At 59.8% G+C, this 14,767-nt stretch carries 14 protein-coding genes; 3 read left to right on the forward strand and 11 right to left on the reverse strand.

What is annotated here, in order from left to right:
• The first annotated feature begins 11 nt into the window (after window positions 1–11).
• Window positions 12–911, forward strand: coding sequence for an L-threonate dehydrogenase (gene ltnD, locus AC6RA8_RS09685; protein ID WP_500352386.1), 900 nt, complete (start codon window positions 12–14; stop codon window positions 909–911).
• Window positions 908–1,654 (forward strand): hydroxypyruvate isomerase family protein, encoded by a 747-nt coding sequence (locus AC6RA8_RS09690; protein ID WP_500352387.1) that lies wholly within the window; start codon window positions 908–910, stop codon window positions 1,652–1,654. The genes ltnD and AC6RA8_RS09690 overlap by 4 nt, the downstream gene beginning before the upstream one ends.
• Here the strand turns inward: AC6RA8_RS09690 and arsJ are convergent.
• The 11 genes from arsJ to AC6RA8_RS09745 form a co-directional block, all read right to left on the reverse strand.
• Window positions 1,623–2,885 carry an organoarsenical effux MFS transporter ArsJ gene (gene arsJ / locus AC6RA8_RS09695; protein ID WP_500352389.1) on the reverse strand — a complete coding sequence of 421 codons (1,263 nt, stop codon included), beginning with the start codon at window positions 2,883–2,885 and terminating at the stop codon, window positions 1,623–1,625. The genes AC6RA8_RS09690 and arsJ overlap by 32 nt on opposite strands.
• A complete protein-coding gene (locus AC6RA8_RS09700; RefSeq protein ID WP_500352390.1) occupies window positions 2,882–3,874 on the reverse strand; it encodes an ArsJ-associated glyceraldehyde-3-phosphate dehydrogenase in 993 nt (330 codons plus the stop codon). The genes arsJ and AC6RA8_RS09700 overlap by 4 nt, the downstream gene beginning before the upstream one ends.
• Window positions 3,875–3,934: 60 nt before the next feature.
• Complete coding sequence (locus AC6RA8_RS09705) at window positions 3,935–5,851, reverse strand: beta-galactosidase (RefSeq protein ID WP_500352391.1); 1,917 nt, start codon at window positions 5,849–5,851, stop codon at window positions 3,935–3,937.
• Entirely contained in the window at window positions 5,848–6,681 is an 834-nt protein-coding gene (locus tag AC6RA8_RS09710) for an SMP-30/gluconolactonase/LRE family protein (RefSeq protein WP_500352392.1), read from the reverse strand. The genes AC6RA8_RS09705 and AC6RA8_RS09710 overlap by 4 nt, the downstream gene beginning before the upstream one ends.
• Entirely contained in the window at window positions 6,681–7,283 is a 603-nt protein-coding gene (locus AC6RA8_RS09715; RefSeq protein WP_500352394.1) for a 2-dehydro-3-deoxy-6-phosphogalactonate aldolase, read from the reverse strand. The genes AC6RA8_RS09710 and AC6RA8_RS09715 overlap by 1 nt, the downstream gene beginning before the upstream one ends.
• A complete protein-coding gene (locus tag AC6RA8_RS09720; protein ID WP_500352396.1) occupies window positions 7,280–8,170 on the reverse strand; it encodes a 2-dehydro-3-deoxygalactonokinase in 891 nt (296 codons plus the stop codon). Before AC6RA8_RS09720 ends, AC6RA8_RS09715 begins: the two co-directional genes overlap by 4 nt.
• On the reverse strand, window positions 8,170–8,940 hold the full coding sequence (locus AC6RA8_RS09725) for an SDR family NAD(P)-dependent oxidoreductase (protein WP_500352398.1): 771 nt from the start codon (window positions 8,938–8,940) through the stop codon (window positions 8,170–8,172). Before AC6RA8_RS09725 ends, AC6RA8_RS09720 begins: the two co-directional genes overlap by 1 nt.
• A 23-nt stretch (window positions 8,941–8,963) precedes the next feature.
• Window positions 8,964–11,048: an alpha-galactosidase gene (locus AC6RA8_RS09730; RefSeq protein ID WP_500352399.1), complete on the reverse strand. Its 2,085-nt coding sequence runs from the start codon at window positions 11,046–11,048 to the stop codon at window positions 8,964–8,966.
• A complete protein-coding gene (locus AC6RA8_RS09735; RefSeq protein ID WP_496908626.1) occupies window positions 11,045–11,893 on the reverse strand; it encodes an ABC transporter permease subunit in 849 nt (282 codons plus the stop codon). Before AC6RA8_RS09735 ends, AC6RA8_RS09730 begins: the two co-directional genes overlap by 4 nt.
• A gap of 1 nt (window position 11,894) precedes the next feature.
• A complete protein-coding gene (locus AC6RA8_RS09740) occupies window positions 11,895–12,890 on the reverse strand; it encodes a carbohydrate ABC transporter permease (RefSeq protein ID WP_500352401.1) in 996 nt (331 codons plus the stop codon).
• Window positions 12,891–13,031: 141 nt separating this feature from the next.
• Complete coding sequence (locus tag AC6RA8_RS09745; protein WP_500352402.1) at window positions 13,032–14,261, reverse strand: ABC transporter substrate-binding protein; 1,230 nt, start codon at window positions 14,259–14,261, stop codon at window positions 13,032–13,034.
• Window positions 14,262–14,463: 202 nt separating this feature from the next.
• Here AC6RA8_RS09745 and AC6RA8_RS09750 point away from each other — a divergent pair.
• Window positions 14,464–14,767 (forward strand): helix-turn-helix domain-containing protein (locus AC6RA8_RS09750; RefSeq protein ID WP_500352403.1); only part of this gene is annotated, 304 nt, incomplete at its 3' end.

Genomic DNA, 14,767 nt, shown 5'->3' on the forward strand with positions numbered 1-14,767 from the left:
AGGAGACGCATATGCCCCACACCACCGCCGTCATTGGCCTTGGCTCTATGGGCTACGGCATTGCGCAATCCTGCCTGGCCGCCGGGCATACCACACACGGCTTCGACATTGCCCCCGCACAAGTCGAACGGTTCCGTGCAGAAGGCGGCGCTGTCGGAGACATCACCGACATTGCGGACACGCTCGATGCTGTCATCGTGGTCGTCCTCAACGCAGCCCAAACCGAAGCGGTTCTGTTCGGGGAAGCCGGGATCGTGCCGCAGCTAAAACCCGGCACCGTGGTGATGGCGTGCGCAACTGTCTCGCCGGATTTCGCAAAGGACATGGAAGCGCGCTGTCATGCCCACAACATCCATTACCTGGACGCGCCGATCTCGGGCGGGTCTGTAAAAGCCGCGCAAGGTGCGCTTTCCATCATGGCATCCGGCACTGCGGACGCCTTTACAGCCGCGAAGCCCATTCTCGAGGCCACCGCCGAAACCGTCTTTGAACTGGGGGATCATGCAGGCCCCGGCTCGGCCATGAAAGCCGTCAACCAACTGCTGGCCGGCGTCCACATCGCCACGATGGCCGAGGCGCTGACGTTTGGCATGACCCAAGGGGTTACTCCCGAACAGTTTGTCGAGGTGATTTCGAAATGCGCAGGCTCCAGCTGGATGCTGGAAAACCGCGCCCCGCACATTGTAGCGGGGGACTACACCCCCCACTCATCCGTGAACATCTGGCCAAAGGATCTGGGCATTGTACTCGACATCGCCAAATCCGCGAGCTTCTTTGCCCCCGTCACCGCTGCTGCCCTGCAACAGTTCATTGCCGCCGCGGGCATGGGACTTGGTGGGGAAGACGACGCTGCGGTGGCCAAGGTCTATGCCCGAAACGCAGGGCTGACACTGCCCGGAGAGGACGCATGAGGTTCTCGGCAAATTTGGGCTTTCTATGGAACGACCGGCCCCTGCCCGACGCCATCCATGCTGCCAAAGCCGCAGGTTTTGACGCGGTCGAATGCCACTGGCCCTACGATATTCCGGCGCAGGACGTACGCGCAGCACTCTACGCAACCGGCCTGCCGATGCTGGGCCTCAATACATCACGCGGGGATGTGGCCGGTGGGGAAAACGGCCTTGCCGCCCTACCCGGTCGCACGGAAGACGCCCGCGCGGCCATCGATCAGGCGATTAACTATGCCGACATCGTCGATGCGGGTGCGATCCACGTCATGTGCGGTTTCGCAAACGGTGCCGAAGCCCGTACAACATTCATCGAAAACCTGCGCTATGCCTGCGCCGCGACCCCGAGCACAATCCTGATCGAACCACTCAACCGACACGACGCGCCCGGCTACTTCCTGCAAACCACGGATCAGGCCCGTGCGATCATCGCCGAGGTCAACGCGCCCAACCTCAAGCTCATGTTCGACTGCTACCATGTGGGCCGGACCGAAGGCGACATCCTGACCCGGATCGCTGACCTTGGCGATCTGATCGGACACATCCAATTCGCCTCAGTCCCCGACCGCGGCGCACCGGACCACGGAGAATTAGAGTACGCTACCATCTTTGCTGCACTCAAGGATTGGCCGCGCCCGCTGGGTGCGGAATACAAACCGGTCGGTGATACAGATACTACGCTGGCCTGGATGCAGCATTATCGTTGATCCGGCCAATCGACAGCCAGCTCAACACGATCATCGCCGCCGCCGTCGCAAGGCACAGGGCCACTCCGCCAAGCTGGTAGGTCAGCCCGGACAACACGGTCCCGATCAACCGGCCCGCGGCATTGGCCATGTAGTAAAACCCCACATCCATCATGACACGCTTGGCATCGGTAAAGGCAAGGATCAGATACGAGTGCAACGACGAATTGAGCGCAAAAAGCACGCCGAAAACCAGCAGCCCGAGCACGACAAAACCCGTCAGCCAATGCGTTGGCGTTCCCACGAACCAGACGGCAACAGCCAAAACGGCAGGCACAAAAAAGAGCGTTCCAACCCAAAACCGCGCCGCACGCGCTAGATCGGCCTCGCTCCTCTGCGCGCTGCGCAGGATGGTCGGGGCCTTGGCCTGTACTGCTCCGTAAAGGATCACCCAAACCGCCATGAAAATGCCGATCATGAAGAACGCGGCACGCTGGCCTTCGGGGCTGCCATCACTCAGGACCGAGTAGAAATAGATCGGGATGCCCACGACAAACCAGACATCCCGCGCGCCAAACAGGAACACGCGCGCTGCGCTCAGCCAATTGACACGGCGGTTCTCGGAAAACACTTCTTTGAACTTCGCGTCCTTGCGCCCCGCTGGCAACCCTCCGGGCATCCGTAGAAGCACCACAATCAAGATCAGCGCCAAGATGGCCGCCATTCCCAATACACTTGGGACAAAACCAAACAGCGCCAATGCCCCAGCCCCGAGAAGAAAGCCGAAGCCCTTCACCGCGTTCTTCGACCCGGTCAGCAAAGCGACCCAGCGGAACAGCCCATCGCCCTCGGTGGGTGCCAGCAACTTCACCGCAGATTTCGACGACATCTTGGCCAGATCCTTGGCCACACCGGACAGCCCCTGCACTGCCATCACGAAGACGACCGACGCGGCGACAGACCAAGCCGGATCAAGCTGCGCCAAGGCCAGCAACGCCACCACCTGAAAGCCAAGCCCGGTATAGAGGGTTGATGTCAGCCCGAACCGCGCGGCAATCCAGCCCGCGCTCAGGTTCGTCACCACGCCGGCAACCTCGTACAGCACAAAGAGATAGGCGAGTTGCACAGGCGAAAAGCCCAGCGTGTTGAAGTGCAAAAGCACCAACATCCGCAGCGCACCATCCGTCAGCATAAACGCCCAATAGGCGGCCGTGACAGCCACGTATGCGGCGAAACCCGCCGGTCGGGTCAAAGGCTGTCACCTACCATCTGCGCCACGTCGACAAGCCGGTGCGCGTAGCCCCATTCGTTGTCATACCAGGCATAAACCTTCACCTGCGTCCCGTTCACCACCATGGTGCTTGGCGCATCCACAATGCTCGACCGAGGATCATTGGTGTAGTCCGTTGAAACAAGGGGGCGCGTCTCGTACCCAAGAATACCCGTGAGCGGCCCGTTCGCAGCCGCTTCGAACAGTGCGTTCACCTCTTCCACGGTCGTTTCCCGCTCAACCTCGAACACACAATCGGTTAGGGAGGCATTCAGCAGCGGCACCCGCACGGCATGACCGTTCAGTTTGCCGGTCAACTCCGGATAGATCAGCGTGATCGCGGTGGCCGAGCCGGTGGTCGTCGGGATCAGCGAATTCAGCGCCGACCGCGCACGCCGCAAATCCTTGGCCGGGCGGTCCACGATGGTCTGTGTGTTGGTCACATCATGGATCGTCGTAATCGACCCATGCTTGATGCCCAAACCCTCGTGCACCACTTTAACAACAGGCGCTAAGCAATTGGTTGTACAAGACGCAGCTGTGACAATGGGTTGCCCAGTGTAGACATCATTGTTGACGCCATACACAATGTTTGCCGTCTCTCCATCCTTGACCGGCGCAGACACAACAACCTTTTTCACACCCGCTTCAAAGTACGGGGCCAACTTGGCATCGGTTTTGAAGACGCCGGTGCAATCAATCATAACGTCCACACCGTCCAGTGGCAGGTCTTCGATCGTACGGACAGACAACGCAGGGATCCGCGTCCCATCAATGGTGATGCTATCATCATCCGCCGCAAACTCGGCATCCCAACGCCCATGCACAGTGTCGAACTCCAACAGATGCGCATGCATCGCCGGATCACCCACCGCGTCGTTGACAAACGCAATCTCGCATCCGCGTTCCAGCAACGGCTTTAGGGCCAGTTTTCCTATCCGGCCCAAGCCGTTCACCGCGTATTGAGTCATGACATCCCCCATCTTTCGCCGTGCGCTATGTCACTGGCATATGACAGTTCCATGACAAGATCACCTTGGCAGGCGCAAAACCCCAGCAGCAGGCAGTTCATGCCCGTCGACGTGAACCGGATGATCCGTGTAGTTGAACCAGAACCGCTCGGTCCCCGTGTCACGGCAGCGCATGCCCTCTTGCATATGTCTGACAGTCAGATCAGGCACCACAGCCTCGATCAGACGCATATGGGCCGCGTCATCGCCCCATCCGGCGACATAGGTTGTCTCGGCATCCAGACGCACCGCCACAGGGGCACCGTTCTCTGCGCGCATCACAACCTCGCCGCCTCCCTCAACCTGTTCAAAATACAGATGAACGTGACCGTCGCCCTCAAGTGCGACAGGTAAGTCGGGGCGCATCGACTGCACCCGGCTGACAACCAGATCGCTGCCGGGCCAGGCCGGTGGCAACGGGTTCGGGATGTTGAAATCAGCATCTCGCGCCCCAGTTCGCGGGCCAAGAATAACTTTTGCATCAGAGGCTTGCAGTGCGGCCTTCAACTCAAGTGGCACGTGCATCATGCCCGGCACAATAATCGCGGAATAGCTTGCGAAATCGCGGGACGAAGGCGGCAGAATGTCCACAGAAAGACCAAGTTTGCGACAGGCCCGATACCAGTTAAACACCAGCCCGAAGTAACTCAGGCCCGCACCATGCGGCTGCACCGACCACGCCCAATCAGCATCGTAGTCAAAGATGATGCCCACCGGTGCCTGCGCAGCCACGACATCAGGCGCATCCGCCAGCTCTTCCATGACCTGCGCGGCTTCACCAAACGCCTCTGCCGCAACTGAATCCGGGCGCAACAGCCCCGCATGCATCTGCTCTTGGGCAAACGGCGCCTGCCGCCAACGGAAGTAACACACGGCTTCCGCCCCATGGGCAAAGGCCTCCCAAGTCCACAAACGCACCATCCCTGGCAAAGGCGACGGATTGTACGGCGCCCAGTTCACAGGTCCGGGCTGCTGCTCCATGATCCACCACCGGCCTTTGCCAACGGCACGGTAAAGATCGTGGTGAAACGCTTGAAAATCCGGGTCACCTTGCCGCGCATAGGCCCGCTGATGTGCGGCATCCGCCCCTATCCGGTCTTCAAGGAACCCAAGCGGGTAACTGTCCCAAGACGCGATATCCAGATCATCGCCAACCTTGAAATGATCAAACTCGGTCACCCGGCCCATGTAGTTGTGCGCGATGGGCGCATCGGAATGAGCGCGAATGATCTCGACCTGCGCGCGATTGAAGGCAACAACCTCTTCGCTGGCAAAGCGGTGAAAGGCGTGCACATGGGCCGGGTTCGGCTCGGTCACTGTCAGGTTCGGCAGGCCGACGTCTTCGAAATCGTCATAATCCATCGACCAGAACACATTGCCCCAGGCGGCGTTCAGCGCGTCGATGTCGCCGTCATTGCCCTGCCCCGGGAACTGCCCCCGTAACCAGTCGCGGAACCGGTCCCGCGCCGCATCGGAATAACTGATCACCGTATCGTGGCAGCCATATTCATTGTCGGTCTGCCACGCGGCCACATGCGGGTTGCGGCCATAGCGTTCCGCGACGGCCCGCACGATGCGGCGACATTCCTCAAGAAATCCCTGATGCGAAAAACAATAATGGCGGCGCGAGCCATAGCCGCGCACGTGACCATGTTCGTCGACCGCAAACATGTCCGGGTACTTTTTGCACACCCATTTGGGCGGAGTGGCTGTGGGTGTACCCAGCACGACCTTCAGGCCCGCAGCTCCAAGCGTCTCAATTGCGCGGTCCAGCCAGCCCCAGTCATATTCACCCTCGCGCGGCTCCATCCGTTTCCAAGCAAATTCGCCAATCCGCACCCATGTCAGGCCCAGATCGGCCATGCGCTGCGCGTCCTCTGCCCATTGGGCTTCGGGCCAGTGTTCGGGGTAGTAGCACACCCCAAGTGTTCGTTTCATAGGATCACCCGATGCTCGCGCTGACCTGTCGTGCCAGCGGGTCCGTAAAAGGTTTTCCCTCCCTGTGCCTCGTCCAGCCCGACTGCCGCGGTTGTGACGAAAAGCGTGGTGTCATCCGGCCCGCCAAAGGCCGGGCAACTTGTTTGCGATGCGGGCGCCTCAATGGCTCGCGCGAAGGCACCCGATGGGCTGTAGCAGGCCACGCGGCTCGCCCCCCATTGCGCGTTCCAAAGGTTTCCATCCGCATCCACGACGGCACCATCCGGATTCAGCCCCTCGGCCTTCAGATCCAGAAAGACCTGTGGCTCCCCCTCGAGCCAGCCGTCTGAGTCCAGCGCAACCATCTGTATTTGTTGAGAAAACGTATCACAGAAATAGGCGCGCATGCCATCTGGCGCAAAGCAGATCGCGTTCGAGATGGTGATACGATCAAATAACTTGCGCAGCTCACCCTTGTAGTAGCGATAGATCGCGCCAGCATAAGCTTCTGCGTTTAGACCCATGGTCCCGATCCAGAACCCACCCTGCGGATCGGCCCGTCCATCATTGGATCGCGTGATTTGATTGTCCGCCTCCAGCGCCGCCACCAATTCCCGATCTCCTGTCGGTACATCAAACCGCCAAAGGCCAGAGGCCGACGCCATCAACAGCGTATCCCGGTCCACCCAGCCGCAGGCCGAGACATGTTCGTCAAATTGCCATTCCCGGAACCGAGCACCTTTGGAAAACATGCGCTTGCCCAGGATGTCGAACCAGAACAGCTCGCCCCGCTCGGGGTGCCACATCGGCCCCTCGCCCAAGGCACACGCCGTGTCATCAAAGACCTGCATCACGCCCCCGCGTCGTAGGCCGCCACCATATCCGCTGCGCGCGCCGCGACGTCAGCCGCCGACATGCCCGGTTTGTACAATGCCGATCCGATACCAAATCCGGTGATCCCGGCCGCAAACCAGTCCGCGAAATTGTCCGGCCCCACACCACCCACGGCATAGGTCTTGGTCCCCTTGGGAAGGACCGCGCCCATCGCCTTCAACCCGTCAAGGCCAAGCAACGAGGCCGGGAACAGCTTCAATCCATCAGCGCCCGCATGCAGCGCCGCAAAGCATTCTGTTGGCGTCATCACGCCGGGGAAAGACATCATGCCCGCCTGCTTCGTCGCCACGATGATGGATGCATTGGCATCCGGAGACACCACCATATGTGCACCCATCTCGTGCAGACGCTCGACGGATTGCACATCCAGAACTGTGCCCGCACCGATCATCGCGTGATCGCCATGCGCTTCCAGCATTTTTCCAATGCTGTCAAAGGGATCAGGTGAATTCAGCGGCACTTCGATCCGCGTGATCCCCGCCTTAACCAAGGCATCTGCGATCGGAAGGGCCTCGTCCGGGGTCACGCCCCGCAGGATGGCAATGATCTCACGGCTCATGCGGCCTCTCCATATATCTGGGTATATGCGGCGGTCAGGCCCGCCAGTGTCATGTCCTCGGCATCGGCCTGCTGACACGGCACGCCCTGCGCTGCAAGGGCCGTCGCATAGGCATCAGACAAGCGATCTGCCCCGATCAGCGCCACCTGCTGGCCCAACCAATAAGGGCGCATGGAAGCCAGCTCGGCCCCGATCAAAAGCCCAGACAACCGCGCCCGCGCCGCATCTCCAGCCAAATCATCCAACAAACCCTCGGCCCGCAGCGAAAAGAGCGCTGCCGCCAGCCCCTCGGGCCGAGACAGGGATTGGTCAACCCCCGCGGCAAATGCCTCAGCATCCCAACCGTCGCCCATCGAATGGCGCAGCACCGACTGCTTGGACAAAAGGCCAAACATCTCGCCTGTCATGGCGGTGCGGAAACTCACGATCTCGCCCGCGCTCACATGCACCCACTTGGTGTGCGTGCCGGGCAGGCAGATGACCCCGTCAAACCCCGGCGAAGTGGCCAGATACCCGGTAATCTGCGTCTCTTCCCCGCGCATCACGTCGGCAGGTTTGGCCTGCTTCACGCCCGGCAAGATACGCACATCCAGATCGGTGCCTGGGACCTGCACTGCCTGAGCCGCTGACGGCGGCGGACAGGGCACGGCGCTATACGGCGCCTCAGCCCACCCCTGCCGCGACCCAACCATGCCGCAGGCCAGAACCGGCGCAGGCAACACATCACCCACAAGGGCGCGCAACGCAGGCTCAAACCCAGCGCGGTCGAGTGTCCCCATCCCCTGCGCAGACGACCGTCGATCCAGAACCGACCCATCGCCGCGCATCAACCACGCGCGCACATGCGACGTTCCCCAATCCACTGCTATCCACGCAACATCTATCATCAGCCTGTCACCACCACACCGCCGTCGATCACCATCGACTGACCGGTCATCATGCGGCTCGTGTCCGATGCAAGAAACAGCGTCGCACCCACGATGTCACGCGGCTCCAGATGCTCTTTCAGGCACTGACGTTCCATATGGGCCGCCAAACCCTCGGGCGTGGCCCACTTGTCCAGCTGTTTTTGGGTTAGTACCCAACCCGGCGCCAGCGCATTCACCCGAATCTTGTCCGGGCCAAACTCGCGCGCAAGCGACCGGGTCATCCCGTTGATACCGCTATTCGACCCAGTATAGATCGGATAACCCGCATTCCCCATCATGTAACTGATGGACGAAAAGTTGATGATCGACCCACCACCGGCCGCCTGCATGCCCGGGATCACCGCCTGACAGGCAAAGAAATATGCTTTGAAGTTGATGGCGATCATCCAGTCCCAGAAATCGCTGTCGACCTCCATAGTGCTGTGCCGCTTGTCATTGGCTGCGTTGTTGACCAGCGTGGTGATCGGGCCATGGGCCTCAGCGGCCTGACCAATGCAAGACTTCAAAAGCTCTGTATCCGTGATGTCGCACTGCATGAACAGCGGGCGCACGCCGTGCTTGCCCGCCATCTCGTCGCAGAACTCGGTTGCATCCGACCGTCCGACAAAGGCGACCTGCGCTCCCTGCTCCATGAACCCATCGGTCAGCGACGCACCAATGCCCGCGCCACCACCAGTGATAAACACCGACGCGCCTTTCAGATCGTGAAATGTGGCTGTCTCTTTCATGGCATCACTCTCAATTCAAAGGGTCAGGCAAGGTCGCCCTTGATCACCCACATCCGTTCCGGAAAACTCCATGGCAGCGTTAGGCCATGATACATCAGATACGCTCCGCTCACCACGAACGGCCCGGACTTAAGCGCATTCTGGCCGCGCGATAACGCATCGGCATCCGCGCGGTTGATCAACTCAACACGATACTTTGCGTCGGGGGTCAAACGGGTCAGCCGCAAGGGGCGCGGCGCAATCTGATCCGACGTGGCGGCCTTGCCCGCAAAGACGACAAACTGCCCGCCACCTTCTTCCAAATGCTGCTCGGCAAAGACGGCGGGATCGGCGCTATCAAGGCGCAGAATGTCGGCGCCGTACATCCAATCCCGGTTGTGCTTCCACCACCCCGTCACTTCTGTCAGCACATGCGTTTCGTCATCCGTCAGCTCACGTGGGTCCATCTCGAACCCCATGTGACGCTGGGCGGCAACCCAAGCGCGGAAGCGGATATCGAGTGTACGCCCAGACGTGTGACAAGTCCGCGGTCCCACATGGCTTCCAGTCACCGCCATCGGCAGGAAAATCGACGAATTGTGCTGAATGCGCAGCCGCTCAACCGCATCGTTGGAATCGCTCAGCCACACGCGCTGCGTCCGCTCCATGATGCCGAAATCAATCCGGCCACCGCCCGAGGCGCAGCTTTCAATCTCTACATCCGGGAACTCACGCCGTAGACGGTCGAGCAAGGTATAGGACCCCCGCGTCTGCGCCGCATCGGGCATGGGCAAAACACGGTTGTGGTCCCACTTGATGTACTCGATGTCGTGGTGGCTCAGAATGTCGCTCATCCGGGCAAACAGGAAGGATTGCACGGCAGGCAGCGCCATGTTCAGCGCCATTTGCTGACGCCCCATGATCTGGTCCTCGCCACCCAAAGCCCAATCGGGGTGGGCGCGGAAGATGTCAGAGTTCTGGTTGATCATCTCGGGCTCGAACCAGATGCCGAATGTCATGCCCAGCGATTTCACATGGTCAATCAGCGGGGTCAGCCCTTGTGGATACTTGCGCGGGTCAACCTCCCAATCCGACAGCGCCTGCGTGTCGTCATCCCGGTTCCCGAACCAACCATCGTCCAGCACAAAGCGTTCTGCACCCAGCTTGGCAGCCCGCTCGGCAATGTCCTTCAGCTCATCCAGATTGTGATCGAAATAGACGGCTTCCCAGCAGTTGTAGTGCACGGGGCGTGGCGCATCCGGGCGCGGGAATGTGACAATCCGGTCGCGTAGATGGCGTTGGAAAGCGACCGCACAGCCGTTCAAACCGTCATCCGAGAAGACGGCATAGATCTTGCCGGTGGCAAAATGCTTCTGCGCGGCCCCTTCAACACGTGCCGCATGGCCGAACTGAATCTGGCGCCGTCCGTCCGGCAATTCTTCGGCCACCATACGGTGCCCACCGGACCACCCGTAGTGGAAGGCATAGGCGTGACCGGAGGCGTTTGACGCCCCCCGTACAGGCACGATCAGGCCAGGGAAATGCTCGTGCCCCGTCCGACCTGTGCGGTTCTCGCGATACCGGATACCGGGCGACCAAGGCGTGCGGTTCATCTGAAACTCACCACACCAACGACCGGCGAAATCAATCATCTCATCTGCAAGCTGCGGTGCCGGAAACACCGGCGCAGACAGCCAGTGCAGGTGCATCGGCTCCAGCGCGTCCAGTTCCGCGCTCGCCTCGATCATGTGTGTGTCTGGATCGATGGCAAAGCGCGCGCGATAGGTCAGCACCCTGTCCTGGTCCATGTAGGTCAGGATCAGAACATTGTCGGCGACATCCGACCGCTCAAGGCAGAACTTCGGCAAGAATGGCGTGCCATCCCCGTGCCGGATGATCAATCCGGGCTGTCCGGGAAAGGACCGCGTCGCCTCCGGACAAATGCTGAGTTCGGGATTCGCATCCAGCATTCCGCCCGTCACATCAAGGGTATAGGCCTCATAGAGCGTCGTCAGATCTTCTTCGTCCGGCAGGCGCGGTCCCCAATAGACAACCTCCGCCAGTCGGCCCCTGTCGGAGCCGAGGACCAAAGTCTGACGCCCGTCATCCAGGCGCCAACATCTTATCACTTAACAGCCCCCAAGGTCAGACCGGCAATGAAGTGCCGCTGCATGAGAAAGAAGCAGACAACCGGTGGGATCGCCGCCAGCAAGGACGCCGCCGACACCAGGTGCCAGTTGTTCACGAACTGCCCGTTCAGCGCCCGCACACCTGCCGTGATCGGCTTGGCGCTTTCGCCTTGGGTCAACACGTTCGCCCAGAAGAAGTCGTTCCAGACAAAGGTAAAAATCAGCACGGCGAGCGCCGCGATGGCAGGGCGTACGAGCGGCAGAACAACATACCAGAAGATACGCCATTCAGCGACACCCTCAATCCGCGCAGATTCCACCAGATCAAAGGGCAAGGCCTTGATGAAGTTCCGCATGAACAGCGTGCAGAACCCTGTCTGAAACGCCGCGTGGAACAGGAACTGTCCCGCGATCGTGTCGTAGAGGCCCGTTTGGACGGACATGTCGCGCACCGGCACCATCAGGATCTGGAACGGAATGAAGTTGCCCGCCACGAACAGGAAGAACAGCGGCAGGGCGACCCGGAACCGGTAAATCGCCAGCGCGTAGCCTGCAAGGCACGCAAGGGCTACCGAAATGATAACAGTGGGTACGGTGATCAGAACCGAGTTGATCATATATTGCGCCGCTGCGGACTGGGTGAAGACAGCCGTGTAGTTTGCAATCAGCGCAAATTCACTGGGCCAGCCAAACACGTTGCCCGAGTTGATGTCCGCCGCCGACCGGATTGAGGTCAGGAAGATCGCCAGCAAGGGCAGAAGCCACATGATGAGTGCGATGGGCAGAAACGCCTGGTAGGCCGCCTTGGCCGTGGGGCCGGATTTTTCGATGGGACGTGGAAACATCTTAGCGCCCTCCCTTCTCGTCCTGGTACATGCGCCACAGGAAATAGCTGATGAAGAACAACATGATACCGAACAGCACCGTCGCCACGGACGAGCCATAGCCGTATCGTTCGCCGTATTCGGAAATCGCCACCTCAAACATGTAGTGCGACAGCACATTGGTGGACCCGAACGGTCCGCCTTGGGTCATGATGGCGATCATATCAAACGACCGCAGTGCGCCAATCACAGTCACAACCACCGCGATGAATGTCGCCGGCTTCAACTGCGGCACGACCACGTACCACAGCATCTTCCATCCCTTGGCCCCGTCCAGACGGGCCGCTTCAATCTGGTCCGCAGCCACGTTGTTCAAACCGGTGAGATACAGGATCATGCAGTATGCAATCTGCGGCCACAAACCGGCAGCAATGATGCCATAGGTCGCCCATTGCTCGCTCGACAGAATGTCGGGCACGGGGCGATCACAGACAAAGGTGGTGTTGCCAAGGATGTTGGTCGTTTCCTCGCAGAACATCGCCTTCCAAACGGTCCCGACCACGCCGAAATCCGGGTTGTAGAACCAGCCAAAGATCAGGCCAACCACCACTTGCGAGATCACAAACGGGAAGAAGAACATCGACTTGTAGAACCGCATTCCCGTCACCGTCTGGTTCAGGAACAGGGCAATGAACAGCCCGACGGGCACGGCCAACATGTAGAGGATCAGCCAAGCGATGTTGTTGCGGAGTGAGGTCCAGAAATTGGGGTCATCCCACAGCTTCACGTAGTTTTCGAAGCCCACCCAAACGGCGGTCGAGTTGCCCTCGGCGTCGTAAAGGCCGTTCCACTGATAAAGCGACAGCCACAACGATTCAAAGATCGGGATGACCACGTAAATCGCAAAGAAGATCAGCGCGGGGATCAGAAAAATCCACGGGGCGATGGCCAGCTTGTTGCGCCTGAGCCATCCCGGTTCGGACCGAGTTTCGGTATCGGGCAAGACCGCATGTGTCATGGCAACCTCCTCAGCTGGGGCATCTGTCCCTGCGGGGACAAGGATAACCTTTTGAAATCACAGGCATTCATCTGTGTTTACAGAAGGTTAACGGGCGAAATGAGAAAGGGGTGGGCACGATATGCCCACCCCGAAATGGTCTTAGTAAACCTCGGCTTGGACTTCATCCAGGCGCTGCAGGATCGCGTCTTTCTTGGACGGGTCCAGCATGAACTCCTGGAAGCCTTCCATGCCCGCCTTGGCCATGGCCGCTGGCGCGTCACGGTCATAGAACTGCGCCAGACCAGTGGCACCGTTCAGCAGAGCAAAGCCCTCCTGAATGAACTTGTCATCCGAGATGTCCGCCTTGGAGTTGATGGGCAACTGGCCGATGGTCTTGTTCCATTCGGTCTGCACATCGGGGCGCGCCACGAAGGCCAGCCATTTCTTGGCGTCTTCGACGTTCTTGGCGTTTGTCGGGATAAAGAAGGCGTCCGCAGGCGCTTCTTCAGCCGGAGCGATGGCAGGGTCAATGACCGGGAAGGGCATGAAGTCGATCTGCTCTTCGGTCAGACCAGCATTCTTGTAGCCGTCGACCGAGAAGTTACCCATCACATACATCGCCGCGTCACCGTTGGCGAAAGGCGCGATAGCGTCCTGCCAGCTCATCGAGGCGTGGTTGTCCACAAAGCCACACTCGTTGATCAGCGTTTCCCAGTTTTCGAACGTCGCGACAATGCGGGGATCGGTGTACTTGATCTCGCCCGCGGTCAGTGCGTTGTGCACGTCGTAGCCATTGGTGCGCAGGTTGATGTAGTCGAACACACCGGCGGCGGTCCAAAGGAACTTGGTGCCGATGGTGAAAGGCGTCACGCCATTCTCTTTCATCTTACCGCAAGCTGCCAGCAGTTCGTCCCATGTCTGGGGTTCTTCCAGCTCGAGCAGGTCAAAGATGTCTTTGCGGTAGTAGATGCCCCACTGGTAGTAGGAATAGGGCACACCCCAGATCTTGCCATCGCGGCTCATCGTGGCCTTGATCGCGGACAGGTCTTCACCAAAACCGTTTTCTTCCCACACATCATCGACGGGCTGGAACAGGCCCGCATCGACGAAGGGCGCCATGCGGTTGCCAGGGTACCAGCTTGTCACGTCAGGCGCGTCGGCGGTCAGGAAGTTGCGGATCGCGGTCTTGTGCGCTTCGCGGTCGTTGATGTTGACGATCACGTTGATGTCGGGGTTTTCAGCTTTGAACTTTTCCACTGCATCTTCGAAGCCCTTTTTTGGGCCGGGGTTCAGGTCATCGAAGTTGATGACCAGGTCACGCGCAAATGCGGTGCCGGCAACAGCCGACAGAGCAATAGCCGCAACCGCGGTTTTCAGACTAAGGAACATGGTTCTCCTCCCGTTGGTTCCATTACGTTTTGCCGCCGAGCGTACGTTTCCTGTCGGCGACGAAAAGTCAGTTTTTCTTTGACACCGGCCCCTGCTTCGTGGAAGTTCCACATAGTGAAACCGGTTTCCAACTATTGGAACTATGCGGGGACACGACGCGCAGGTCAACAAGTTTCATGCGCGGCGTCTTGGGAGGAGACAGATGAATAACGCGGCCCCCCGATCGGGGGAGGGAACCATTGCCAAGGCGTTGGAAGTGCTGGACCTTGTGGCCCAGCTGGAACGTCCTGTGCGGTTTTCCGAGCTGCTGTCATTGTCACCCCATCCCAAGGCCACGTTGTACCGTCTTGTCCAGACGCTGACCGCGCTTGGGATGCTGCGATACGATACCGATCGTCAAACCTATGCCCCCGGTTTGCGCCTTGTGCGCTTGGCCCATGCGGCCTGGCGACAAAGCTCTTTGGCCCCGATTGCACGCCCGTTCATCGACCAGTTGAGTGCACAGG

Source organism: Tateyamaria sp. (genome assembly GCF_059783535.1).

Excerpts from the sequence above, each read along its gene's own strand:
- AC6RA8_RS09715 (WP_500352394.1), bottom strand. The coding sequence starts at position 7,283 with ATGAGCCGTGAGATCATTGCCATCCTGCGGGGCGTGACCCCGGACGAG.
- AC6RA8_RS09740 (WP_500352401.1), bottom strand. The coding sequence starts at position 12,890 with ATGACACATGCGGTCTTGCCCGATACCGAAACTCGGTCCGAACCGGGA.
- AC6RA8_RS09720 (WP_500352396.1), bottom strand. The coding sequence starts at position 8,170 with ATGATAGATGTTGCGTGGATAGCAGTGGATTGGGGAACGTCGCATGTG.
- AC6RA8_RS09745 (WP_500352402.1), bottom strand. The coding sequence starts at position 14,261 with ATGTTCCTTAGTCTGAAAACCGCGGTTGCGGCTATTGCTCTGTCGGCT.
- AC6RA8_RS09735 (WP_496908626.1), bottom strand. The coding sequence starts at position 11,893 with ATGTTTCCACGTCCCATCGAAAAATCCGGCCCCACGGCCAAGGCGGCC.
- ltnD (WP_500352386.1), top strand. The coding sequence starts at position 12 with ATGCCCCACACCACCGCCGTCATTGGCCTTGGCTCTATGGGCTACGGC.
- AC6RA8_RS09705 (WP_500352391.1), bottom strand. The coding sequence starts at position 5,851 with ATGAAACGAACACTTGGGGTGTGCTACTACCCCGAACACTGGCCCGAA.
- AC6RA8_RS09700 (WP_500352390.1), bottom strand. The coding sequence starts at position 3,874 with ATGACTCAATACGCGGTGAACGGCTTGGGCCGGATAGGAAAACTGGCC.
- AC6RA8_RS09725 (WP_500352398.1), bottom strand. The coding sequence starts at position 8,940 with ATGAAAGAGACAGCCACATTTCACGATCTGAAAGGCGCGTCGGTGTTT.
- AC6RA8_RS09710 (WP_500352392.1), bottom strand. The coding sequence starts at position 6,681 with ATGCAGGTCTTTGATGACACGGCGTGTGCCTTGGGCGAGGGGCCGATG.
- AC6RA8_RS09690 (WP_500352387.1), top strand. The coding sequence starts at position 908 with ATGAGGTTCTCGGCAAATTTGGGCTTTCTATGGAACGACCGGCCCCTG.